The sequence below is a fragment of the Streptomyces sp. CA-251247 genome, from assembly GCF_050952975.1.
GTDB classification, from domain to species: Bacteria; Actinomycetota; Actinomycetes; order Streptomycetales; family Streptomycetaceae; genus Streptomyces; species Streptomyces achmelvichensis.
Genome location: NZ_CP191861.1, coordinates 7,172,916 through 7,197,187 on the forward strand (window position 1 = coordinate 7,172,916; position 24,272 = coordinate 7,197,187).

Consider the following 24,272-nt stretch of genomic DNA (forward strand, 5'->3'; position numbering starts at 1 on the left):
ACGCGGTACCTCACGCACGGCCTCGACCACGCCGTCACGCACGGCCTCGCGCGACTGCGGTGGGGGCCGGCGCGAGGAGCTCGACCAGTGCCGCGCGGTGGAGGTCCGCGATCGGGTGGAGAAGGTCCGGATGCCGCAGCAGTGGCGCGGCACGGTGATCGCGGGGGCTCGGAACGGTCAGCCGGCGTGCACCGCCGATGCCGCCGCCCGCACCGCCGATCCCGCCCGCGCCGTGATGCGTCGCGGCCGTGCAGGCAGCGGCGACGACGGCAAGATCGGCGTCGGCCAGCAGGCAGGCCGCCCAGCTGACGACGGTTTCGTCCACCCGTGTGCGCCAGTCGATCTCCGCCGCCCACAGCGGGAGGGTATCGACGCCGGTGACGGCGTCCAGCCGGCCCGAGCCGCCGGGACCGAGCAGGTCCAGCAGTTCGGCGTCCAGAGCGGTGGGGTAGCGCAGGGCGGCGGCGATGGTGACCGCATGCCGAGCCTGGGCCTCGGCCAGGGCGTCGTTCAGCGGGCCGGCGGCCGGGGGGAACGCCGACAGCAGCCAGCGCGCGGAGGCGGCGATGACCGGCGAGAGATCACTGGGCATGGTGGACGGTCCTTTCCCTGTGCCCGCCGTGGTGCTGTCACCACTGCGTGGTCGGGTCGCGAGGCGTCGCGTGCCCGGGGCGTGCGGGGCCGGCCAGCGTAAGGGCGTCCGCCGGAGCGCCGACAGGGCGTACGTCACAGCCGTGGTGCCCAGTGCCCCAGGGGGCCGTCCGTGGGCCGCGCGGGTCGGGGGAGCGTGACCACGGCCACACGTCCGGGAGGGGTCAGGAGGTGCCGCTGCCGGCCGGGCGCTCGGCGTGCAGATTCTCCAGGCGCCGCTGCAGCACCTGAAGGGCCCCGCGCTGACGGCCCGGGACGCGCCGCCGCAGGGCGACGAGCCCCGGTGCCAGCGACCGTGCCCGTACGACGTCCCTGATCTGCTCCCACTGGTGGTGCGCACGGTCGACGGCGCCCTCGACATCGGGATCGTCGGCGGCCTGCTGCCGGGTGAGCCGGGTCTCGGCGGCGGCCGTCCACAACTCGCAGCTGAGGGCGGGATCACCCGCGAGCCGAGCGAGATCGGCGCGTACCTCCACCCAGTGAAGGGCTTCGGGAGATGCGGGCCCATGGCTGCGCAGGGTCTGCTGCTCCCACGAGGCGGCGGCCGCCGCGGCTTCGTGATGCCGCCCGGCGTGCGCGGCGGCGAGGATGCCGGGATGGGGGTCGCCACCGTCCGCGGGACCGCTCACGGAGGCCGCACCGGGTCCCGCGGCCGTCGGGGGCGTGCTGCTGCCGACGGTCTGTGCGGGGAGGAGCGGCGCCGGAGCGGCGCCCGGGGAGAGAGGCAGGGGCGCGGGTGCGTCGGCCGCGACGACGGGCGGGACGGGAAGCGGCGCCGGCCGGGCATCGGTCTGCGCGCCGCCACCCGCTCCGGCAGGCGCGGTCGCGTGCGGGACGGTGGTGACGGGCGCGTGCGGGACGGTGGTGACGGGCGCGTACGCGCCGTTCGCCGGGACCGGAGGGGCCACCGGGAGAGCCGCGGGCGGGTGGGTCGCGTACCCGCCCCCTTCCGTCGCCCCGTGCGGCAGGGACACATACCCGCCACCCACTGTCGTTCCGTGCGGTGGCGTGCCCGCCGTCGGCGCCAGCAGCAGCGCACCCTCCACCCCCGCCTGGAGCGCCGCCTGCTCGTGCAGGGCCGCGAGGGTCGGCCGGGAGCCGCTGCGCCAGATGGAGGCGCAGGCCGCGAGATAGGCGGGGCCCACCGCGTCCCTGCGCTGCGGGGGCGGTGCGACGCGGCCGTACAGCTGCACGCCGGCGCCCAGGCCGAGTCCCTCCCGGGCCACGCGTGGCCACGTCTCCGCGTCCGCGACCAGATCCACGACCATCGTCGTGGTGCCGGGACGCCTGATCATCAGCTCCGCGCCGAGCCAGTGCCAGGGCAGGGCGGTGTACCGCAACGTCGAGGGTGTGGACCGCGCGAGCGCCAAGTGGGGCAGCCGCTGCTTGCGGTCGAGCTGGAGCTGACCGGCGATGTACAGGAACACCGGGCCCTCGGCGGCGGCCGCGGCCCGGATCCGGGTCAGGACGGTCTGCGGGTCGAGCGGGTCCGCGAGTTCGACCACCGTCGCGGCGGCCGTGCCCGTCAGCGCGCTCGGAGGTACGGCGGCCAGCGCGGGCAGCACCGAACTCGCGTCGATCAGACGCCCCTTACCGACCGGCGCGGCCGCGATCAGCAACGCGGTACCTGGTGCCGCCGTGTCCCCTCCCGTGATCACCACACTCAGCACCGTAGCCGACGCCGTGCACGCCACCGGCCGGGTACGGCTTCACGGGCAGGTCGCCCCAAGCGCCTCAGGCCGTCAACAGCCCGGCCAGCCACCGCAGTTGAACCTGCTCCTGGAACGGCCCGCCGCCTTCGTGGTCATTGAAGTCATAGACCTCGATGGCCTTCGAGGGGCCGGCGTAGGCGTTGAAGGCCGCGAAGACGGTCGACGGCGGGCACGTCACATCTTCCAGAGCCACGGAGAACAGAGCAGGCGCCCGCCCGCGGGCGGCGAAGTGCACCCCGTCGAAGTACGCCAGGGTGCCGGCGACCCGTTCGACGCTGCCCCGGTGCGTCTTGAGGTAGTGGCCCACCTCCCGGTACGGCACACGGTCGGTGATCGTCGTGGCGCGCGGGAAGTCGCAGAGGAACGGGACGTCCGGCGCGATGGCCACCACGTCCGGCACCAACGCGCCCACGGCGAGGGTGATCCCGCCGCCCTGGCTCACCCCGGTCACCGCTGTGCGGGTGGCGTCGGTGAGCGGATGGGCCCGGGCGGCCTCCACGGCCCGTACCGCATCGGTGAACACCCGTCGGTAGTAGTAGGCGTGAGGATCCTCGATGCCCCTGGTCAGGAAGCCGGGGTAGGCGGGTGCGCTGCCCACCGGGTCCGCGGTCGCCCCGCCCGCCCAACCGCTGCCCTGGCCGCGGGTGTCCATCACGAAGTGGGCGAATCCGGCGGAGGCCCACAGCAGATGGGTGTGGGGGAGCCCGCGGCCGCCGCCGTATCCCACGAATTCGACGACCAGCGGCAGGGGATCGCGCGCTCCGGCAGGCACGACCAGCCAGCCCTTGACGGGATGTCCTCCGAAGCCGGCGAACGTCATGTCGTACACCTCGACCGTCCTCAGTCCCGTCTCCACCGGCTCGTAGCGGGCGCCGAGTTCATGGCCGCGTGCCTCCGCGAGCGTGTCCGCCCAGAACACGTCGAAGTCCTCCGGCTCGACGGACCGGCTCCGCCACGTGCGGAGTTCGTCGAGAGGCAGGTCGAAGTGGGCCATGAGGCACCGCCTTTGGCTCGGGAACGCGATCGCAGGAACACGGGAGAGGGAGCCGGGAAGTCGTGTCCAACCCCTTGACCGAGGACCGGAGCGCCCTCACAGTACTCGTTAATGCGCATTAGTAATACGCATTAACTACGTGGAGGAGCAAGGGTGGAGGAACCCCGGAAGCGTGTCAGGCCCGGTCGGACGCCCGCACCGGCGGGCCGTACGTCCCGGCCGCGGCAGGCCGAGGTCGCACGGCTGGCCGGTGTCTCGCAGGCCACGGTGTCGCTGGTCCTGGCGGACAAGAAGCAGGGCGCGGCGATCTCGGAGGAGACCCGGCAGAAGGTCTTGGACGCCGCCCGCGAACTGGGGTACGTGCCCGACCCGGCGGCCCGCAGACTCGCGGCCGTGCGCAACAACCTGCTGGGCGTCTTCAGCTTCACCGCCACCTTCCCCACCGACGTCCAGCACTCGTACTACCCCTTCCTGGTCGGCGTGGAGCAGGAGGCCGCAGCCCGCGGCTACGACCTGGTGCTCTTCACCGGGTCCAGCAGCGGTGGCGCGGGGGCCGGCGGGCCGGACGCGCTCAGCCGCGTCAGACTCGCCGACGGCTGCCTCTTCCTCGGCCGCCACGCACCCGCCGCGGAACTGCGCCGGCTGGTGGCCGACGGATATCCCGTGGTCCACCTGGGACGCAGGGACGAACTGGAGGGCCTGGCCTGGGTCGGCGCCGACTATGTCAGCGCCAGCCGTGAGGTAGTCGACCACCTCGCCCGGGCGGGGCACGAGCGCATCGTTCTGGTCCGGGAGGACGACGACGCCCCTGCCTCGACCGATCGTGAGCACGGCTTTCTCAAGGGCCTGGAAGCAGCCGGGCTGCCGGCCGGGCCCGCCGCCGTCTTCCGCTCCGCGGACCCGCAGCGGGACCTCGGAGCGGGACGGCTGCGCGCCTGGCTCGCGGACGGTGTCACCGCATTCGTCGCCGAGGAGACCGACACGGGCGCGGCCTGGCGAGCACTGCGCGGCGCGGTACGGGACGCGGGGATCGCGTGTCCGCGCGACGCCTCGCTCGCTCTCCTCGGCAGCCCGCCGGCCGATCTCGCCGACGGGCCGCAGCCCACCGGGTTCGACATCCCGCGCCCCGCCCTGGGCGCGGCGGCCGTCCGCATGCTCGCCGCCCTGGTGGCCGGGGAGGCCGCCGACGAACCCCTGGTGACCTGTGTCTTCCGGCCCGGCGCCACTGCCGGGCCGCCGCCCGCCGGGACCTGAGTCCGCATCAGCACCGCAGCACCGAACGAGCACAAGGAGATACGTGATACCGGAGATACCCGAACCCGACATCCTCGTCGTGGGCGGCGGACTGGGCGGTGTGGCAGCGGCACTCGCCGCCTGCCGTGCCGGGCGCACCGTCGTGCTGACCGAGGAGACCGACTGGATCGGCGGCCAGCTCACCTCTCAGGCCGTGCCGCCCGACGAGCACCCCTGGGTCGAGCAGTTCGGCACCACGGCGTCCTACCGGGCGCTGCGCGACGGCATCCGGGAGTACTACCGCCGCTGGTACCCGCTGCGGTCGGAGGCGCTCGCACTGAGCCGGCTCAACCCGGGCGCCGGGCGGGTGAGCAAGCTCTGCCACGAGCCGCGTGTGGCGCTGGCGGTGCTGGAGTCGATGCTGGCGCCGCACCGCGCTGCGGGCCGTCTCACCCTGCTGACGGAGCACCGGCCCGTCGCCGCCGAGTCCGACAACGATGTCGTCCGGTCCGTTACACTCGACGATCTGCGCGACGGCGGCCGCCGTACGATCACGGCGCGATACGTCGTCGACGCCACCGAGACCGGTGAAGTGCTCGAACTCGCCGGTGTCGAGCACGCCGTCGGAGCCGAGTCCCGCGCCGAGTTCGACGAGCCGCACGCCCCCGACCGGGCCGACCCCCTCAACCAGCAGGGCATCACGGTCTGTTTCGCGCTCTCGCACCACGAGGGCGAGGACCACACGATCGACCGGCCGGCCGACCACGACTTCTGGAGCTCCTACCGTCCCGACTTCTGGCCCGGACCGCTGCTCGGCTTCGAGGCACCCGATCCGCGCTCGCTGGAGTCCGTGCCGCGCACTTTCGTACCGAACCCCGCTCTGGACCCGCTCGATGTCACCGCGGACCAGAGCGCGGACGCCGGCGACAAGGAACTATGGGGCTTCCGCCGCATCCTCGCCCGCAAGCTGCACCGGCCGGGGGCCTTCGACTCGGACATCACCCTCGTCAACTGGCCCCTGAACGACTACTGGCTGAAGCCCTTCATCGGCGAGGAGACCGAAGCGCTGCGCGGGGCACGGCAGTTGTCGCTGTCGCTCCTGTACTGGCTCCAGACGGCGGCTCCCCGCCAGGACGGCGGGACGGGCTTCCCCGGGCTGCGGATCCGCCCCGACGTCACCGGAACCGCCGACGGCCTCGCCAAGGCCCCCTACCTCCGCGAGTCCCGGCGCATCAAGGCCGTCACCACCGTCACCGAACACGACGTCGCCATCGACCTCGTCGGACCGTACGGCGGCACACGGCATCGCGACTCCGTCGGCGTCGGCGGCTACCGCATCGATCTGCATCCCTCCACCGGCGGGGACAACTACATCGACATCGGATCGGTGCCCTTCGAGATCCCGCTCGGCGCTCTGCTTCCGCGCCGTGTCCGCAATCTGCTGCCCGCCGGCAAGAACATCGGCACCACGCACATCACCAACGGCTGCTACCGGCTCCACCCGGTGGAGTGGAACGCCGGCGAGGTCGCCGGGGCCCTCGCCGCCCACTGCCTGGCCGAGGGAGTCGAACCGCACCAGGTCCAGTCCGAGGACAAGAGGTTCGAGGAGTTCGCCCGGCTGCTCGACCGCGACGGGGTCCAGCGCCACTGGCCCGACGTACGCGGCTACTGACCGCCGACGGGCCGTGCGGCGGATCGCCGGGCGGGACAGCTCCACCTGTCCCACCCGGCCCGCCCGCGGCTCCGCCGACCCGCACAAGGAGGTGCCCAACCATGACCACCCACCGCATCCGCGTCGGCATCGACGTGGGCGGAACCTTCACCGACGCCGTGGCGGTCGACGCCGCGACCCTGGAACTGCTGGGACAGGTGAAGGTCCCCACCAGCCACCATCACGAGGACGGTGTCGCCCACGGCATCGTCGACGCGCTCGACCGGCTGCTCCAGCAGACCGGACACGCCCCGCAGGACATCGCCTTCCTGGCCCACGGCACGACCCAGGCTACCAACGCCCTGCTGGAGGGCGATGTCGCCACCGTCGGACTGATCGGCGTCGGCACCGGTCCCGGTGCGTTCCTCACCCGTCGGCTCGCCGCACTGCGCAAGCTCCAACTCACCCCCGGCAAAAGACTTCCCCTCGCCTACGCCCATGTCGTCGACCCCGGGGACACCGGCGCGGTCCGGGCCGCCGTCGACGCCGTGGTGGCAGAGGGCGCCCAGGTCCTCGTCGCCAGTGAGCCGTTCAGCGTCGACCGGCCCGAGGGAGAGGCGGCCGTGCTGGAGGCCGCGCGCGCCCACGGCCTGCCGATGACCGCCGCGCACGAGATCACCTCGCTGTACGGGTTGCACAAGCGGACCCGCACCGCCGTGGTCAACGCGGCGATCCTGCCGAGGATGCTGGCCACCGCCGATCTCGTCGACGCCGCCGTCACCAAGGCCGGCGTCGGCGCCCCGCTGATGGTGATGCGCTGCGACGGCGGTGTGATGTCGCTCGATGAGATGCGGCGCAGGCCGCTGCTGACCGTGCTGTCGGGACCGGCGGCCGGTGTCGCGGGCGCGCTGATGCAGGAACGGATCAGCGAGGGCGTGTTCCTGGAGACCGGCGGCACGTCCACCGACATCAGTGTCGTACGGCGCGGAAAGGTCGCCGTCCGGCACGCCACCGTCCTCGGCCGGACGTCGTATCTGAACGCCCTGGACGTCCGGACCGTCGGTGTCGGCGGCGGGTCGATGGTGCGCATCGGCGACGCGAGGATCATCGGCGTCGGCCCGCGCAGCGCGCACATCGCCGGTCTGCCGTACGCCTGTTACGCCACCCTCGACGACCTGCGGGACGCGATGGTGACCACCGTCCGGCCGATGGAAGGCGATCCGGCGGACTACGCCGTGCTCGACGCGGCCGGCGGCAGGTACGCCGTCACCATGACCTGCGCCGCCAACGCGCTCGGCCGGGTCCCCGCCTCAGACTTCGCCCGCTGCGACCAGGAGGTCGCCCGCGCGGCCGTCGCCCCGCTCGCGGCCCGTCTCGGCGTCGATGTCGCGACGGCCGCCGCCCGCATCCTCGACGCGGGCACGGCACAGGTCCGCACCGTCGTGGACGCGATGATCCGCGACTACCGGCTCGACGAGGACACCGCCGTGCTCGTGGGCGGGGGAGGGGGCGCGGCCGCCGTCACCCCCCATCTGGCCTCCGTCAGCGGCATGCAGGGCAGGATCGCCCGCCACAACGAGGTCATCAGTCCCATCGGTGTCGCGCTCGCCCTCGTCCGTGAGCAGGTCGAGCGGATCATCCCGGGAGCCGGACAGGAACAGATCCTCGCGGTCCGGGCCGAGGCCGAGGCGGCCGTCGTCGCCCAGGGCGCTGCCGCCGACGGAGTCGAGGTCGAGGTCACGGTCGACCCCCAGACCAGTACCGTGCGGGCCGTCGCCACCGGCGCGACCGAGTTGCGTACCCAGGACCGGGCGCACCGGGCCGACGAGGCCGAGCGGCTGCGTACGGCGGCGGCCAGTCTCAAGGCCGACCCGTCCGCGGTCCTGAAGCTGGCCGGGACCCCCGCGCACAGCGTGTACGGCACGCGGACCCGCCGCCGGTTCCGCGCCACCCTTCGCCCCGTCCGGGTCGTCGACGCCGACGGTGTGGTCAGGCTCCATGTGGCCGACGCACAGGTGGAGTCCACCACGGTGGCCCGGGCGGGGGATGTGCTGGCCGCACTGGTGCGGGAGACCACCTCGTACGGAGACGGCGGAGTGCGCGCTCCAGCCGTCCGGCTGTTGCTCGGGTCGAGGATCGCCGACCTCTCCGGCGTACTCGATCCCGAACCGCTCCTCGCCCTCGCCCGCAGCGAGCTGCGCGACCGCCCCGCCGACGAGCCCGTCGTCGCCGTCCTGGAGGTGCGGTCATGACCGCGACGCGCCACACCGCGCCGGCACAGACGGGCGCGCCCCGCCCGAGGGCAGCGAGCGCGGCCGCACCGGAGGTGATCGCCCGGCTCGAAGCAGCCGACGACCTCGACCTCGCCACCGACTTCCTCGCCGCGACACCCACGCACGAGGGCCGTGACCGTGCCCTGCTGCGTGCCTGGGCGCGCGCCGCGGAGGACTTCGGGTCCGCCGTCCCGTCAACGCCGTCCCGCGCCCGGGTCATCGATCGCGACGGCGGTCTCGAACTCGGCCTGCTCGCCCGCTACACCTCCCGGCCCACGCCGACGGTCGAGCTCTACACCGACACCCTCGCCCTCGCCGAAGAGCTGATCGAGCGTCGCGGCTGGCGCCACTGGTACCCGGAGGGTTCGGTGCGCGCCGCCGCCCTCGCCCATGAAGCCGTGCACGAACAGCTCCACCACGGACCGCCCAAGGCCGCGCTGAAGCGGTCGCTGGGGCATGTCGTGCTGCGGATCGGCCGCCACCGGGTCCTCGGCCATGTCGCGGGAGCCGAGGAGATCGCCGCCCACGCGCATGCCCGCACCGTCTGCGGACTCGGCCGCAGTCCCCTCCTGCTCACTGCCGCGCTCGCCTCGTACGGAAGAGAGAACTGACCGCCATGGGCATCGTCATCCTGATCGTCATGGCGGCCGGTGTCGCCGCGATGCTCGCACGCAAACTCCCCACGGCCTTCGCTCTCGTGGTGCTGGCCGTCGTCATCGCCTTCGCCGCCGGCGCCCCGCTCACCGGCAAGGAGAGCGTGCTGGACACAGTCCTCCAGGAGGGCGCCCCGGCGCTCGCAGCGACGATGATCGCGGTGCTGCTCGGCTCCTGGCTCGGCAAGCTGCTGGACGAGACCGGTATCGCGGGCACCCTCGTCCGGAAGATCGTCGAATTCGGCGGCGACCGGCCGACGGTGGTCGCGCTCGGCGTCCTCGCGGTCTCCGCCCTGGTGGGTACCGTCACCGGGTCCGCCCCCGCGGCGATGCTCGCCGGCATCATCGGCATCCCCGCCATGATCGCCGTGGGTATTCCCAAGGTCACCGCGGCCGGCACGATCCTCATGGGCATCGCCGTGGGCATTCCCTTCGAGCTCCCGATCTGGCAGTTCTTCTCCACGGCACTCGAACTGCCGGTCCCCACCGTCCGCGGCTTCATGGTGAAGCTGTTCCCGTTCGCCCTGATCGCCGCCGTCGCCTTCGTCCTCGTGGAGTCGCGCCGCCGGGGTGTCGAACACGCCTGGTCGCTCAAGTCCCCCACTGCCAAGACGCGTTCGCGTCGCGAACACCTCGGGGACGCGCCCTGGTACGCGCTGCTGACTCCGGTCGTGCCCCTGGTGCTCGCCCTCGGCCTCGAGGTGGCCATCATCCCGTCGCTGCTGGCGGGGGTGCTCTACGCCCTGGTCACCACCACACGCCCGGGCGAGATGAACAAGCGGCTGCTGCGCACCCTGTACGGCGGGTTCGAGATCGCGGCCCCACCGATCGCCCTGTTCATCGCGATCGGCATCCTGCTCGCGGCGGTGAAGCTTCCCGGGGCGGTCGAGGCGCTCGAACCGCTGGTCAAGGCCGTCAGCCCGCAGAACGCGGTGCTGTTCGTCATCGTGTTCACCCTGCTGGTTCCGCTCTGCCTGTACCGCGGCCCGCTCAATGTCTTCGGACTCGGCGCGGGCATCGCCGGCGTCCTCATCGCCGCGGGCATCTACCCGGCCACCGCCGTGCTCGGCCTCGCCACCTCCTACAACCAGGTCTTCGGCGTCGCCGATCCCACCAGTACGCAGACGGTGTGGAGCGCCCAGTACTCCGGGGTCACCCCGCAACAGGTCATGCTGCGGACCCTGCCGTACGTCTGGGCCGTCGCGCTCGGCGGCTTCTGCGTCACCGCCGCCACCTATCTCTGACACACCCATCACCGGCATCAACTCCCGGGACGGAGTCACGACATGAACGAGCCCCCACGCCCCACCCGCCGCCACGTCCTGCGCGGTGCGGCCGCCACCGCCACCGTCCTCGCGGTCGGCGGAGCGGCCGGTGGCACCGCGGCCGCTGCCCCCGGCGGATTCCCCGACCACCGCTACCTCAAGACCCTGCTGACGCCCTCGCAGCTGCGGTACAACCCCACGGGCGAGATCATCTTCCCCTGCATCCGGGGTACTTCGGGCCGCGTCCCGGCGCCGCTCGGCCGCTACTACCTCTACTACGCGCCGCATGACGCCCCCGGCGGCATCTGTCTCGCACACAGCGACTCGCTGGAGGGCCCGTACACGGAGTACCCGGCCAACCCGATCGTCTCGAACAACTGGCAGCCCCACTACCGGGTCAGCCATGTCTCCTCCCCGCATGTCCTGTGGAACGAGGACGAGAAGGAGATGTGGCTGTACTTCCACGGCGAGAACACCACGACGCGCCTCGCCCGTTCCAAGGACGGCATCCACTTCACGTACGACAAGGTCGTGCTGAGCACCTCGATGATGCCGGCGGGCACCACGGAGACGTCCTACGCCCGGGTCTTCCGTCACGACCTGCCGGCTAAGGGCGCGCGGTACGTGATGCTCTTCATGCTCAACAACACGACCAACCACCGCGACATCTGCTGGGGCTGGTCACCCGACGGCCGCACCTTCACCTTCGACCAGCGCCCCCTGGTCCGGCACTTGGACGTGGGCGCGGTCAACATCGGGGGTCCTCACCTGCTGACCCGGGGCGGCAGCGCGTACGTCGTCTACAACAAGGACAAGGGCAGCGGCGGCGACCTCATGATCACCGAGGTGGGCAAGGACTTCAGCCGCCGCAACCACCTGGGTGTCTTCCACAACTCCCTGAACGGGGCACCGGACAACGGACGGGTCGCGGCACCGTCGTTCGGTACGCAGGACGGGGTCGGGTACATGGTCTACGAGGCCGGGGAACGGCTCCAGGGCGCGATCGCGCTCGCCCGGGCTCTGTAGCGGCCGCTGCGGGGCCCGGGCGAGCGCCGGGCCCCGCACCCTCCGGCCGAGCACCGAGCACCGAGCACCGAGCACCGAGCACCCGCCCCGCGACCGTCCCGCCCTACGCGTCCGACACCGAGTCGAAGTCCACCTCGTCGCGCCCCACTCCCTGCGCGTCCGCGTCCACGGAACGGCGCAGCGCCTCGTGCAGCTTCGCCGGGGTGAGTACTCCCACGAAGCGGGAGCCGTCCACCACGGCGACCCACCCCGCGTCGTGCTGGAGCATCTCGCTGAACGCCTGCTTCAGCGGCGCTCCGAGCGGTACCCACGCCTCCATCCGGCGGGCCAGGCCGCCGACCGTGCCCTGCTCGCCGGCGATCGTGAGGGCGTCCGCGGAGACCCAGCCGTGCAGCTCGCCGCCCGGGCCGAGCACCACCGCCCAGCGGGAGTCCTCCTCGCGGAGCCGGTCCGCGGCCGATCTCGCCGTCTCGTCGAGACGCGCGACCGGCGGCTGCTCCAGATCGTCCTCCTCGATCACCGTGACCGAGAGCCTCTTCAGCCCGCGGTCCGCACCGACGAAGTGCGCGACATACGGGGTTGCCGGCGTCCCGAGTACGGCCGCCGGGGTGTCGAACTGCTCGATGCGCCCCTCTCCGTACACGGCGATACGGTCCCCCATCCGTACCGCCTCCTCGATGTCGTGGGTGACCAGGAGCACCGTCTTGCGGACCGTGGCCTGGAGGCTCAGGAACTCGTTCTGCAGCCGTTCGCGCACCACCGGGTCCACCGCGCCGAACGGTTCGTCCATCAGCAGCACCGGTGGGTCGGCGGCCAGGGCGCGGGCGACACCCACCCGCTGGCGCTGGCCGCCCGAGAGCTGCGACGGATAGCGGGAGCCGTACGTCGTGGGGTCCAGGCCCACCAGATCCAGCAGTTCGGCCGCCCGTGCGCGTGCCTTCGCCTTCTTCCAGCCGACCAGCGCGGGGACGGTCGCGGTGTTGTCGAGGACGGTCCGGTGGGGGAAGAGGCCGACCTGCTGGATGACGTAGCCGATCCGGCGGCGCAGTGCGACGGGGTCGACACCCGAGATGTCCTTGCCGTCGACGAAGATGCGGCCCGACGTCGGTTCGATCAGCCGGTTGACCATCATCATCGTGGTCGTCTTGCCACAGCCCGAGGGGCCGACGAGCGTGACCAGTTCCCCCTCGGCGACCTCGAAGGACAGGCCGTCGACGGCGGTCGTGCCGTCCGGATAGACCTTGCTGACCTGCTCGAACCGGATCATGTCCTCACGCTAGAAGCGGGTCCGCGGCCGCGCACACGGGCCGCGACTGTCCGAGTCACGCGCGATCACAGCTGCCGATCATTCTTGTCATGGCCCTTGCAGCGGGGGACCCGGGCTGCTATTCCATCCGGTTAGGAAAGTTTCCTTTTAGTCCGGGCCCCCCTCACGAACAGGCAACGGAGACCCATGAGACCGTCAAGGAACTGGTTACGCTCACTCGGCGGCGTCGGCACCCTCGCCGCCGCTCTGCTCCTCGGCCTCACCACGGCCCCCACCGCACCGGCAGCCCCCACGGCCGCCGAGGCCCCGGAAGCAGCGGCCGCCGTCACCCACGAGGCCGAGAACGCCGTCGTCTCGCAAGGAGTGGTGGAGTCCAACCACGTCGGCTTCACCGGCAGCGGCTTCGTCAACTACAACAACAGCACCGGCAGTCATGTCGAGTGGACCGTCAACGCGGCACAGGCGGGCAGCACCACGCTGACCCTCCGCTACGCCAACGGCACCACGGTCAACCGTCCGATGAACATCACCGTCAACGGAGCCGTCGTGGCCGCCGGCCGGGCCTTCCCCGGCACCGGCGCCTGGACCTCCTGGAACACCGCCACCGTCACCGCCGACCTCAGGGCCGGAGCCAACACCGTCCGGGCCACCGCGACCACCGCCAACGGCGGCCCCAACGTGGACAGTCTGGCCACCGACGCCTCAGGCCCGCCGCCCGCCGGCCGGACCCCCGTGGAGATCAACGGACAACTCAAGGTCTGCGGCACCAAGCTCTGCAACCAGTACGGCAAGCCCATCCAGCTGCGCGGCATGTCCACCCACGGGCTCCAGTGGTACAACCAGTGCGTGACCACCGGCTCGCTGAACGCCCTGGCCACCGACTGGAACGCCGATGTCCTGCGCATCTCCATGTACATCCAGGAGGGCGGTTACGAGACCGACCCGCGCAGGTTCACCGACATGGTCCACTCGATCATCGAACAGGCCACCGCGCGCGGCATGTACGCGATCGTCGACTGGCACATGCTCACCCCGGGCGACCCCCACCACAACCTCGCCCGTGCCAAGACGTTCTTCACCGAGATCGCCCAGCGCCACGGCAACAAGAACAACCTGCTGTACGAGATCGCCAATGAGCCCAGCGGAGTGAGCTGGTCGCGGATCAAGAGCTACGCCGAGCAGCTCATCCCGGTCATCCGGCAGAACGACCCGGACACCCCGGTCCTCGTCGGCACCCGCGCCTGGTCCTCCCTCGGTGTCTCCGAGGGGGCGAGCGAGACCGAGATCGTGAACAGCCCGGTCAACGCGTCCAACATCATGTACACCTTCCACTTCTACGCGGCGTCGCACGACAGCGAGTACCTCGACACGCTCTCGCGCGCGGCCGACAAACTGCCCATGTTCGTCACGGAGTTCGGCACCCAGACGGCCTCCGGCGACGGCGGGAACAACTTCACCCGCTCCCAGCAGTACATCGATCTGATGGCGAGCAAGAAGATCAGCTGGGTCAACTGGAACTACTCCGACGACAGCCGTTCCGGCGCCGTCTTCAAGGACGGCACCTGCAACAGCAACGGTCCCTGGACCGGCACCGGGCCCCTGAAGCCCGCCGGTGTGTGGGTCCGTGACCGGATCCGGTCCGCGGACAACTTCCCGACCGGCTGACCTCCGTTCCCTGCGACTCGCGCCCGCCCATGTGATCCCATGGGCGGGCGTGGGGCGTACAGAACAGGAGCACCAGTGAGCACATACCGCCAGCCGGGAGTCGTCCTCACCGACCGGCATTTCGCCGTCCCTCTCGACCACCGCGACCCGGGCGGCGAACAGCTCGAACTGTTCGGCCGCGAGGTCGTCGCCGGGTCACGCGCCGGGGACGAGCTGCCGTGGCTGGTCTATCTGGAGGGCGGACCCGGCTTCGGCGCCCGCCGCTTCATCGGCCGGCAGGCCTGGCTCGGCCGCGCGGTGCAGGAGTACCGCGTCCTCCTCCTCGACCAGCGCGGCACCGGCCGCTCCGGTCCGCAGAACCGGCAGACGCTGGCGGAGCGCGGCGGGCCCGAGGCCCAGGCCGAGCACCTCGCCGGCTTCCGGGCCGACAGCATCGTGCGCGACTGCGAGGTCGTCAGGCACCGCCTCACCGGCGGTGCGCCGTGGACCGTGCTCGGCCAGAGCTTCGGCGGATTCTGCGCCACGCACTATCTCTCCACGGCGCCCCACGGGCTGAGCGCCGTGCTCGTCACCGGGGGACTGCCCTCTCTGGACGCCTCCGCGGACGACGTCTACCGCGCCGCGTACCCCCGCATCCAGCGCAAGGCCGAGGCCCACTACGCCCGCTACCCGCAGGACATCCGGCGGGCACGCCGGATCGCCGCCCACCTCGCCGAGCACCCGACCGTCCTGCCCGGGGGCTACACGCTCACCCCCGAGGCCTTCCAGTCGCTGGGCATCCTTCTCGGGTCGGGCGACGGCAGCCACCAACTGCACTATCTGCTGGAAAGCGCCTTCGTCCGCGTGGGCCGGCGGCACGAACTCTCGGACGCCTTCCAGGAGGCGGTCCTGGCCACGCTGTCCTTCGCGGCGCATCCGCTCTACGCCGTCCTGCACGAGGCGATCTATGCCCAGGGCGAGCGGGCGACGGACTGGGCGGCCGAGCGGGTGCGTGCCGAGTTCCCGCAGTTCGACACTGCCACGGCCCTCGCGGGCGACGGTCCGCTGCTGTTCACCGGGGAGTCCGTACACCCCTGGCACTTCGAGGTGGACCCGGCCCTGCGGCCGCTGCGGGAATGCGCCGACGCGCTCGCGGCCCGCACCGACTGGGAACCGCTGTACGACGCCACACGTCTGGCCGCCAACCAGGTACCGGTCGCCGCGGCCGTCTACCACGACGACATGTACGTGGACACCGAGCATGCGCTGCGGACCGCGCGTACCATCCGCGGGCTGCGCACCTGGGTCACGGACGAGTACGAGCACGACGGGGTGCGGGCGAGCGGCTCACGGGTCCTGGACCGGCTGCTCGGCCTGGCCCGCGGGGAGCTCTGATCCGCCGGCCCGCCGGGGAGCGCCGCTGCTCCGCGCAGCACCCGGGAAGGTCAGAACCGCACACTCGCCGAGCCGTGCTGACGCCAGGTCAGCGACGTATCCTGCGGCCATGAGCGCTCCCGTGACGGATCAGCTGGAACCGATGCCCGACGACTGGCACAGAGCACTGGCCGTCGTCGCGCACCCCGACGACCTGGAGTACGGCTGTGCCGCGGCGATCGCCGGCTGGACCGATGGCGGGCGCGAGGTCTCCTATCTCCTCGCCACCCGGGGCGAGGCGGGCATCGACACCATCGCGCCCGCGGAGTGCGCCCCGCTGCGTGAGCGGGAGCAGCGGGCGAGCGCCGCGGTCGTGGGGGTGTCCTCGGTGGAGTTCCTGGACCATCAGGACGGCGTGATCGAGTACGGCGTCCCGCTGCGCCGGGACATCGCGGCGGCGATCCGGCGCCACCGTCCCGAACTGGTCATCACCCTCAACCACCGCGACACCTGGGGCGGTGTCGCCTGGAACACCCCTGACCACCGGGCGGTGGGCCGGGCGACGCTGGACGCGGCCGGGGACGCCGGAAACCGCTGGATCTTCCCCGAGCTCATCTCCGAGCAGGGCCTCCAGCCGTGGAACGGCGTCCGCTGGGTGGCGATCGCCGGCTCCACCACGCCCACGCACGCGGTCGACGCGACCGCGGGCCTCGAACGCTCGGTCCGCTCGCTCCTGGAGCACCGCAGCTACATCGAGGTCCTGACCGACGAGGATCCGGAGGAGTACTGCCGTACTTTCCTCATCGGCAGTGCGGAAGCCGTCGGCGCGCGGTTCGGCGGCCGCCCGGCCGTCGCCTTCGAGCTGTTCGGCCGCTGACGGCGGAGGTACGCTGCCCTGATTTCTGATGGTGCGTCAGAGGGGGTGGCGATGATCGACACACTGGACCGGGAGATCGCCGGGGGTGAGGAGCGCATCCGCCTCGACATCGCCGACGGGGTGGGCGTCCTCACCCTCTGCCGGCCCGCCACGCTGAACGGCTGGAGCTGGGAGTCCACGCGTCAACTGGGCCTGATGGCCGACCGGATCCGCTTCGACGACAGCGTCAGAGCGGTGCTGCTGCGGGCCGAGGGCCGCGCCTTCTGCGCGGGCATCGACGTCACCGCCCCCGGCGGCGCGATCACCGGCAGGTCCGCGGCCGAGCGCACCCAGCGCTACCACGAGGGCATCCGCTGGGCGCACGAGCGCTTCGCGGCCTTCGCCGGGCTGCCGCAGCCGGTCGTCGCCGCGGTGCAGGGCTACTGCCTCGGCTTCGGCTTCGAGCTCGCCTTGATGGCGGACATCCGCGTCGCCGCGGACGACGCCGTCTTCGCCCTGCCCGAGGCGCAGTTGGGGGTGGCGGTGGACGCGGGCGGCGATCTGCGGATCGCGCGCGAGGCGGGCGCGGGCTGGGCCAAGTACCTGGCGCTGACCGGCCGGCGTATCGACGCGGCGACGGCCGCACGCCTGGGTCTGGTCCAACTGGTCACCCCAGCAAGCGCATTGGCTTCTGCCGCGCAGGAACTGGCCGCGGAGATCGCCCGGAACGCGCCGCTCGCCGTGCGGGCCGTCAAACGCGACATCGACGCGTTCGCGGACGCCGGTCTCGCGGAGGCGCTCGACCGTACGGCGCAGAGCGCGGCACTCACGCTCACCTCGGACGACTGCCGCGAGGGATACACGGCCAAGGCGGCGCGCCGGCCCCCGGACTTCGAGGGCCGGTGAACGCGCGCGGCGGGGGAAGGGCACGCGAGTCCGGCACGATCCGGACGGCAGGGGCCGTGGGTCAGCCGGCGAACGGACCCCGTCCGAGCTGCTCGCGCACGGTCACCACCGGCTCGTTCACCAACGCCCTCCGCTGCCAGTTGGCGCCGTCCACCACCAGGGTGTGCCCGGTGATCAACTGGGCGTAGGGGGAGGCGAGGAACGTCGCCGCCCACCCGATCTCCCTCGGCTGCCCCACCCGCAGCGCGGGCTGCCGGACGTCCTTGTCCTCCGCCCGGTCGAGGCCGCCCCGCAGATCAGCGCTCATGTCGTCGTGCGGCACGAGCCCCGGCACCAGGGCGTTGATCTGGATGCCGTACGGCCCCCACTCGACGGCCAGGGTCTCGACCATGTTCTGCACCCCCGCCTTGGCCGCCGCGGAGTGCACGAACCCCGGCCCGCCCGTCCAGGCGTACGAGGCGCCGAGGTTGATGATGGACGCCGGCGTGCCGGCGGTCAGGTGCCGGCGGCCGAACTCCTGCGTCATGAACCAGGTCCCGCTGAGAGTGATGTCCACGACGGCCCGCCATCCGTTGGCGGACAGCTCCTCGGCGGGCACGGGGAAGTTGCCCGCCGCGTTGTTGACGAGCACGCCCGGCAGGCCGAAGGCGGCCTCGGCGGCATCGATGACCTCCGCTATGCGGTCCGGTTCGCGTATGTCGCACAGGGCGGCGGTGACGCGGCCGCCGAGCCCGGCGAGTTCGTCCTGCGCGGCCTTGAGCCGGTCGGCCTTGCGGCCCACGATCATGAGGTCGGCGCCGAGCCGGGCGAACTCCGTCGCGATCGCCTTCCCGAGGCCCGAGCCGCCGCCGGTGACGATCACGCTCCTGCCCTCGAACGTCCCCTTGGGCAGGGCGGCGGCGCCGAGGGGCGGAGGTGCGGGAATGCCGAGACGATCTGTCATGAGGGCATGAGTATCCGGTGGCGGCCGAATCGTCCATGGGCTTGCACTGATCTTTGATCTCGACGATGCCCGTGCCGGGAGCCCGAAGGCTTCGGGATTGACACATGGCCTTGCTGTTTCTGCAATGGTTCCATGAACGACGAACCTGCGCTCGATTCCGTCCTCGACGAGGTCGGTCCCCGTCTCCGCCGTATCCGCCGCGACCGCGGTGCCACCCTCGGCGCCCTCTCCGAGGTGACCGGGATCTCCGTCAGCACCCTCTCCCGTCTGGAGTCCGGTCAGCGCAAGCCCAGCCTGGAACTGCTGCTGCCCATCGCCCGCGCCCATCAGGTGCCGCTCGACGAGCTCGTCGGCGCCCCGCCCGTCGGGGATCCGAGGGTGCGGGCGAAGCCCATCGTGCGGCACGGGAGGACCATGCTGCCGCTCACCCGTCAGCCGGGCGGGCTCCAGGCGTACAAGGTGGTGCAGGAGCCGGGCGGTCAGCAGCCCGACCCCCGGACGCACGAGGGCTACGAGTGGCTGTACGTCCTGTCCGGGAAGCTCCGGCTGGTGCTCGGCGAGCACGACGTGGTGCTCGGAGCGGGCGAGGCCGCGGAGTTCGACACCCGGGTCCCGCACTGGTTCGGCGCGGCCGGCGAAGAGAGCGTGGAGTTCCTCAGCCTGTTCGGGCCGCAGGGCGAGCGCATGCACGTCCGGGCGAGGCCGAAGCAGGGCTGACGCTCCCGGCCGGAGCAGGCCGAGGTTCGCGGCGGACGGGGGACCGGTGCGGCTGGAAGGGGGCTTCCCGAGCGGCAAGCGACCGCTTAGTATGCGAACCGGAGCGCAGTACTGCCTACGGTTTGTGGAGGCCCGGAAATGCAGGCATGGCGAGTGCACCGGAACGGCGAGCCGAGCGAGGTGATGCGGCTCGAAGAGGTGGAGCGGCCCACGCCGGGCGACGGGCAGCTCCTGCTGAAGGTCCGCGCCGCGAACATCAACTTCCCCGACGCACTGCTGTGCCGCGGCCAGTACCAGGTACGCCCTCCGCTGCCCTTCACACCGGGCGTGGAGATCTGCGGCGAGACCGAGGACGGCCGCCGGGTCATCGCCAACCCCGCCCTGCCGAACGGCGGGCTCGCGGACTACGTCGTGGCCGACGCCGCTGCCGTGCTGCCCGCCCCCGAGGCCCTCGACGACGCCGAGGCCGCCGCCCTGCACATCGGCTACCAGACGGGCTGGTTCGGGCTGCACCGCCGGGCCGCGCTGCGGGCGGGCGAGACCCTGCTCGTGCACGCGGCCGCGGGCGGCGTCGGCAGCGCCGCCGTCCAGCTCGGCAAAGCGGCCGGCGCCCGGGTGATCGGCGTCGTCGGCGGCGAGGACAAGGCCCGCGTGGCGCGGGAGCTCGGCTGCGACGTGGTCGTCGACCGCCGCACCGACGACATCGTCGCCGCCGTCAAGGAGGCGACCGGTGGCCGGGGCGCCGACGTGATCTACGACCCGGTCGGCGGTGACGCCTACGCCAAGTCCGCGAAGTGCGTCGCCTTCGAGGGCCGCATCCTCGTCGTCGGCTTCGCGAGCGGTGCCATCCCGAGCCCCGCGCTCAACCACGCACTGGTGAAGAACTACTCGATCGTCGGCCTGCACTGGGGCCTGTACAACCAGAAGGACCCGGCCGCGATCCTCGCCTGCCACGAGGAGCTGACCAGGCTCGCCGCCGAAGGCGCCGTCAAGCCGCTGATCAGCGGACGGGTCGCGATGAAGGACGCCGCCGACGCGGTCCAGCGCGTGGCCGACGGCACCACCACCGGTCGTCTGGTGGTCATTCCGGAAGGAGCCACCCGATGACGGACGCCGCCGAACTGCGCACCCGTGCAGAGGAGTTGCTGGCCGCACACCCGCCGGCCACGACCGACCGCACCACCTTCCTCAAGGCCCGCTTCGACGCCGGCCTCGCCTGGGTCCACTATCCGAAGGGCCTCGGCGGACTCGACGCGCCGCGCTCCCTTCAGGCCGTCGTGGACTCCGTACTGAACGCCGCCGACGCGCCGGACAACGACCCGCGCCGCATCGGCATCGGCCTCGGCATGGCGGCCCCGACGATCCTCGCGTACGGCTCCGAGGAGGTGAAGGAGCGCTTCCTGCGGCCGCTGTGGGTCGGCGACGAGGTCTGGTGCCAGCTCTTCAGCGAGCCGGGCGCGGGCTCCGACCTCGCGGCGCTCGGCACCCGGGCCGTGCGCGACGGCGACGACTGGGTGGTGAGCGGACAGAAGGTGTGGACCTCCAGCGCCCATGTGGCGCGCTGGGCCATCCTCATCGCCCGCACCGACCCCGATCTGCCCAAGCACCGCGGCATCACCTACTTCATCTGCGACATGACCGACCCCGGCGTCGAGGTGCGTCCGCTGCGCCAGATCACGGGCGAGGCGGAGTTCAACGAGGTCTTCCTCTCCGACGTGCGCATCCCCGACGCACATCGCCTCGGTGAGGTGGGCGAGGGCTGGAAGGTCGCGCAGACGACCCTGATGAACGAGCGCGTCTCCATCGGCGGCAGCCGCATCCCCCGCGAGGGAGGCATGATCGGCCCCGTCACGCAGACCTGGCGCGAGCGTCCCGAACTGCGCACCCACGATCTGCACCAGCGTCTGCTGACCCTGTGGGTCGAGGCGGAGGTCGCCCGCCTCGCCGGGGAGCGGCTGCGCCAGCAGCTCGTCGCCGGCCAGCCGGGCCCCGAGGGCAGCGGCATGAAGCTCGCCTTCGCCCGGCTCAACCAGGAGATCAGCGGCCTGGAGGTCGAACTGCGCGGCGAGGAAGGTCTGTTGTACGACGACTGGACCATGCGCCGGCCCGAACTGGTCGACTTCACCGGCCGCGACGCCGGCTACCGCTATCTGCGCTCCAAGGGCAATTCGATCGAGGGCGGCACCAGTGAGGTGCTCCTGAACATCGTCGCCGAACGCGTACTCGGGCTGCCGTCCGAGCCGCGCAACGACAAGGACATCGCCTGGAAGGACCTCGCCCGATGACGAAGGCGCCGACGCGGAGCACCCAGCCCGATCTGCTCTACTCCGAGGCCGAGGACGACCTGAGGGCGGCCGTCCGGTCCCTGCTCACCGACCGCGCCGACACCGCGGCGCTGCTGGCGCGGGCCGAGGCCGGTACGCCCTACGACGCGGGGCTCTGGAAGGCGCTGGCCGCCGACATGGGCGCCGCGGGGCTGCTCGTTCCGGAGAAGCTGGGCGGCCAGGGCGCGAGTCACCGTGAGGCCGCCGTGGTCCTCGAAGAGCTCGGCCGTCAGGTGACTCCCGCGCCGTATCTGACCAGTTCGGTCATCGCGACCGAGGTACTGCTCGCGCTCGACACGGAAACGCCGGAGGTCGCCGGCCTGCTGGCCGCGCTGGCGTCCGGCCGTACGGTGGCCGTGCTCGCCGTCCCGCTGTCGGCCTCCCCGTACGGCCCGCTCGCCGCGGGAGCGTCCCGGGTCTCCGGTGTCGCCGACGCGGCGGCCGCCGATGTGTTCCTGGTGCTGCGGTCCGACGGCCTGTACGCGGTCGAGGCCGGGGAAGCCGGTGTCGAGGCGCAGACGCCGCTGGATCTGACGCGGCCCCTCGCGGCCGTGACCGTCTCCGCCACCGCGGCGGCCACCCGGCTCGCGGACTCCGACGCCGCGGAGGCGGCGGTCCGCCGTGGACTGCTCGCCGGGGCCGGGCTGTTGGCCTCCGAGCAGCTCGGCGTCGCCGAGTGGTGCCTGGAGGAGACCGTCCGGCACACCCGGGAGCGCCATCAGTTCAACCGGCCGATCGGCTCCTTCCAGGCGCTCAAGCACCGCATGGCGCAGCTGTGGCTGGAGGTCGTCTCGGCCCGCGCCGCGGTCAGGAACGCGGCCGACGCCCTGGCGACCGACAGCCCGGAAGCGGCTCTCGCGGTCGCCATCGCCCAGGCCTACACCTCCCGGGTCGCGGTGCACGCCGCCGAGGAGTGTGTCCAGCTGCACGCGGGCATCGGCATGACCTGGGAACACCCCGCGCATCTCCACCTCAAGCGGGCCAAGTCGGACTCGATCGCCCTCGGTACCGCGGGCAGTCACAAGGAGGCTCTGGCCGAACTGGTCGACATCGAGGCTCCGTAGGCCCTCTCCGCACCGCCTTGCGGACCTGGGCACTCCGCTCCTCGCGGCGTGCTGTTTAATTGCGAATCGTTCGCAATAACAGTTGATCTTCATTAGGGGAGTGGGCCATGTCCGCCCGATCGATACGAGGGCTGGCCGCAGCGACGCTGGCCGCCGCGCTGACCGTCGGCGCGGCGGCCTGCTCCAACCCGGACAGCGCCGCGGCCGGCAAAAACGGCGATGGGGACTCCGCCGTCGTCGGCATCGCGTACGAGCCCGAGAGCCTCAGCCCGCTGCTGGGCTACGGCAAGGACGGCAACGCGAAGATCTTCGACGGTCTGCTCGCGCTCGACCGCGGGATGAACCTCAAGCCCGCACTCGCCGCCGCGCTGCCGAAGATCAGCGAGGACCGGCTGACGTACACCTACAAACTGCGCCAGGGCGTGACGTTCAGCGACGGCAAGCCGTTCGGCGCCAAGGACGTCGTCTTCACCTACCGCACCATCCTGGACAAGAAGACCAACAACCCCTCCAAGTCCGAGCTCGACGCCATCAAGGACGTCAGGGCGACCGGCGAGGACACCGTGGTCTTCACGCTGAAGTACCCCTACGCGCCCTTCGCCGAGCGCACCGTCCTGCCCATCGTTCCCGAGCACGTCGTGGCCGGACAGGACGTCAACACCGGCCCGTTCACCACCAAGCCGATCGGCACCGGGCCGTACGTCCTCACCGGATGGTCCAAGGGCGAGAAGATCAGCCTCAAGGCGAACCCCCACTACTGGGGCGGCGAGCCGAAGGTGAAGAAGTTCACCATGGCGGTCATCAAGGACGACGACGTCCGCGCCACGCGACTGCGCGCGGGCGACCTCGACGGCGCGATCCTGCCGCCCAACCTCGCCAAGGGCTTCAAGGGCGACCGGGCGAACAAGACCTATGCGGCCACGACGTACGACTACCGGACCGTCACGCTGCCGACCCACAACAGGGTCGCCGGCGACACCGCGATCCGTCAGGCCCTCGATGTGGCCGTCGACCGGCAGACCATGGTCGACAAGATCCTCGAGGGTGCCGGCAAGCCCGCCTACGGTCCCGTCCCCACCGGCAGCGAGTGGTTCACCCAGGGCACCGAGCGCCCGCACGACCTGGCCCGGGCGAAGAAGATCCTCGACGACGCCGGCTGGAAGCCCGGCAAGAACGGGATCCGCGAGAAGAACGGCGTACGCGCCGCCTTCCCGCTCTGGTACCTCGCCGGTGACAAGCTCCGCCAGGAACACGCCCTCGCCTACGCCTCCGACGCCAAGAAGGCCGGCATCGCCGTCACCACGCAGGCCGGCACCTGGGAGGTCATCGAGCCGCGGATGAAGGACGACGCGGTCCTCGCCGGCGGCGGTGCCCCTGCCGACCCCGACTTCGACCAGTACCTGCTGCTCACGTCCTCGTTCGGCGGCGACGGCTTCAACAACATGGCCCGCTACGACAACCCGGCCGTCGACGCGGCCCTGGTCGCAGGCCGCAAGAGCGGCGACAAGGCCGTGCGCAAGGCGGCCTACGACACCGTTCAGCGCGAACTGGTGAAGAACCCCGGCTACACCTTCCTCACCCACATCGACCACCTCTACGTCGTCGCCGACCGCTGGGACGGACTGACCACCCAGGTCGAGCCGCACGACCACGGGCTCGCCTCCGGCCCCTGGTGGAACGTCGAGGACTGGACCCCGAAGCAGTGACCCGCCGCCTTCC

General features: G+C 71.9%; 20 protein-coding genes. 15 read left to right on the plus strand and 5 right to left on the minus strand.

What is annotated here, in order from left to right; genetic code table 11:
* Positions 1 to 34 precede the first annotated feature (34 nt).
* The 3 genes from ACQPWZ_RS32005 to ACQPWZ_RS32015 all read right to left on the minus strand — a co-directional run bounded on the left by ACQPWZ_RS32005 (position 35) and on the right by ACQPWZ_RS32015 (position 3,357).
* Positions 35 to 592 carry a hypothetical protein gene (locus tag ACQPWZ_RS32005; protein WP_433573111.1) on the minus strand — a complete coding sequence of 186 codons (558 nt, stop codon included), beginning with the start codon at positions 590 to 592 and terminating at the stop codon, positions 35 to 37.
* Positions 593 to 815: 223 nt separating this feature from the next.
* The gene (locus ACQPWZ_RS32010) at positions 816 to 2,312 is read right to left on the minus strand and encodes a hypothetical protein (RefSeq protein ID WP_433573112.1); all 1,497 of its coding nucleotides are present in this window, start codon (positions 2,310 to 2,312) and stop codon (positions 816 to 818) included.
* A gap of 73 nt (positions 2,313 to 2,385) precedes the next feature.
* Positions 2,386 to 3,357, minus strand: a complete 972-nt coding sequence (locus ACQPWZ_RS32015) for an acetylxylan esterase (protein WP_433573113.1) — start codon at positions 3,355 to 3,357, stop codon at positions 2,386 to 2,388.
* Positions 3,358 to 3,510: 153 nt separating this feature from the next.
* Between ACQPWZ_RS32015 and ACQPWZ_RS32020 the strand changes: the two genes are divergently transcribed.
* From ACQPWZ_RS32020 to ACQPWZ_RS32045, 6 genes are all read left to right on the plus strand, one after another.
* Complete coding sequence (locus tag ACQPWZ_RS32020) at positions 3,511 to 4,611, plus strand: LacI family DNA-binding transcriptional regulator (RefSeq protein ID WP_433573114.1); 1,101 nt, start codon at positions 3,511 to 3,513, stop codon at positions 4,609 to 4,611.
* A gap of 43 nt (positions 4,612 to 4,654) precedes the next feature.
* Complete coding sequence (locus ACQPWZ_RS32025; protein WP_433573115.1) at positions 4,655 to 6,262, plus strand: FAD-dependent oxidoreductase; 1,608 nt, start codon at positions 4,655 to 4,657, stop codon at positions 6,260 to 6,262.
* Between the two features lie 101 nt (positions 6,263 to 6,363).
* A complete protein-coding gene (locus ACQPWZ_RS32030; protein WP_433573116.1) occupies positions 6,364 to 8,493 on the plus strand; it encodes a hydantoinase/oxoprolinase family protein in 2,130 nt (709 codons plus the stop codon).
* Complete coding sequence (locus ACQPWZ_RS32035; protein WP_340476757.1) at positions 8,490 to 9,125, plus strand: hypothetical protein; 636 nt, start codon at positions 8,490 to 8,492, stop codon at positions 9,123 to 9,125. Before ACQPWZ_RS32030 ends, ACQPWZ_RS32035 begins: the two co-directional genes overlap by 4 nt.
* A gap of 5 nt (positions 9,126 to 9,130) precedes the next feature.
* Positions 9,131 to 10,411: a TRAP transporter large permease subunit gene (locus tag ACQPWZ_RS32040; protein WP_433573117.1), complete on the plus strand. Its 1,281-nt coding sequence runs from the start codon at positions 9,131 to 9,133 to the stop codon at positions 10,409 to 10,411.
* 42 nt (positions 10,412 to 10,453) lie between these two features.
* Positions 10,454 to 11,458, plus strand: coding sequence for a hypothetical protein (locus ACQPWZ_RS32045; protein ID WP_356700624.1), 1,005 nt, complete (start codon positions 10,454 to 10,456; stop codon positions 11,456 to 11,458).
* A 103-nt stretch (positions 11,459 to 11,561) separates the two neighbouring features.
* On the opposite strand, the gene ACQPWZ_RS32050 is transcribed toward ACQPWZ_RS32045, so the two are convergent.
* On the minus strand, positions 11,562 to 12,725 hold the full coding sequence (locus ACQPWZ_RS32050; RefSeq protein WP_433573118.1) for an ABC transporter ATP-binding protein: 1,164 nt from the start codon (positions 12,723 to 12,725) through the stop codon (positions 11,562 to 11,564).
* A 186-nt stretch (positions 12,726 to 12,911) separates the two neighbouring features.
* Between ACQPWZ_RS32050 and ACQPWZ_RS32055 the strand changes: the two genes are divergently transcribed.
* From ACQPWZ_RS32055 to ACQPWZ_RS32070, 4 genes are all read left to right on the plus strand, one after another.
* A complete protein-coding gene (locus ACQPWZ_RS32055) occupies positions 12,912 to 14,390 on the plus strand; it encodes a cellulase family glycosylhydrolase (protein WP_433573119.1) in 1,479 nt (492 codons plus the stop codon).
* Between the two features lie 75 nt (positions 14,391 to 14,465).
* On the plus strand, positions 14,466 to 15,764 hold the full coding sequence (locus ACQPWZ_RS32060) for an alpha/beta fold hydrolase (RefSeq protein WP_433573120.1): 1,299 nt from the start codon (positions 14,466 to 14,468) through the stop codon (positions 15,762 to 15,764).
* A 109-nt stretch (positions 15,765 to 15,873) separates the two neighbouring features.
* Complete coding sequence (locus ACQPWZ_RS32065) at positions 15,874 to 16,620, plus strand: PIG-L deacetylase family protein (RefSeq protein WP_433573121.1); 747 nt, start codon at positions 15,874 to 15,876, stop codon at positions 16,618 to 16,620.
* Between the two features lie 51 nt (positions 16,621 to 16,671).
* Positions 16,672 to 17,505 carry an enoyl-CoA hydratase/isomerase family protein gene (locus tag ACQPWZ_RS32070; protein WP_340476764.1) on the plus strand — a complete coding sequence of 278 codons (834 nt, stop codon included), beginning with the start codon at positions 16,672 to 16,674 and terminating at the stop codon, positions 17,503 to 17,505.
* Between the two features lie 61 nt (positions 17,506 to 17,566).
* Here the strand turns inward: ACQPWZ_RS32070 and ACQPWZ_RS32075 are convergent, their stop codons facing one another.
* The gene (locus tag ACQPWZ_RS32075; protein WP_433573122.1) at positions 17,567 to 18,448 is read right to left on the minus strand and encodes an SDR family oxidoreductase; all 882 of its coding nucleotides are present in this window, start codon (positions 18,446 to 18,448) and stop codon (positions 17,567 to 17,569) included.
* A 132-nt stretch (positions 18,449 to 18,580) separates the two neighbouring features.
* On the opposite strand from ACQPWZ_RS32075, the gene ACQPWZ_RS32080 reads away from it, so the two are divergent.
* The 5 genes from ACQPWZ_RS32080 to ACQPWZ_RS32100 all read left to right on the plus strand — a co-directional run bounded on the left by ACQPWZ_RS32080 (position 18,581) and on the right by ACQPWZ_RS32100 (position 24,259).
* Complete coding sequence (locus ACQPWZ_RS32080; protein ID WP_340476765.1) at positions 18,581 to 19,165, plus strand: helix-turn-helix domain-containing protein; 585 nt, start codon at positions 18,581 to 18,583, stop codon at positions 19,163 to 19,165.
* Between the two features lie 138 nt (positions 19,166 to 19,303).
* Positions 19,304 to 20,272 (plus strand): NADPH:quinone oxidoreductase family protein, encoded by a 969-nt coding sequence (locus tag ACQPWZ_RS32085; RefSeq protein WP_433573123.1) that lies wholly within the window; start codon positions 19,304 to 19,306, stop codon positions 20,270 to 20,272.
* Positions 20,269 to 21,450, plus strand: coding sequence for an acyl-CoA dehydrogenase family protein (locus ACQPWZ_RS32090; RefSeq protein ID WP_356700611.1), 1,182 nt, complete (start codon positions 20,269 to 20,271; stop codon positions 21,448 to 21,450). The genes ACQPWZ_RS32085 and ACQPWZ_RS32090 overlap by 4 nt, the downstream gene beginning before the upstream one ends.
* Positions 21,447 to 22,553: an acyl-CoA dehydrogenase family protein gene (locus tag ACQPWZ_RS32095; protein ID WP_405574593.1), complete on the plus strand. Its 1,107-nt coding sequence runs from the start codon at positions 21,447 to 21,449 to the stop codon at positions 22,551 to 22,553. Before ACQPWZ_RS32090 ends, ACQPWZ_RS32095 begins: the two co-directional genes overlap by 4 nt.
* Before the next feature lie 107 nt (positions 22,554 to 22,660).
* Positions 22,661 to 24,259 (plus strand): ABC transporter substrate-binding protein, encoded by a 1,599-nt coding sequence (locus ACQPWZ_RS32100; RefSeq protein WP_433573124.1) that lies wholly within the window; start codon positions 22,661 to 22,663, stop codon positions 24,257 to 24,259.
* Positions 24,260 to 24,272: the final 13 nt, after the last annotated feature.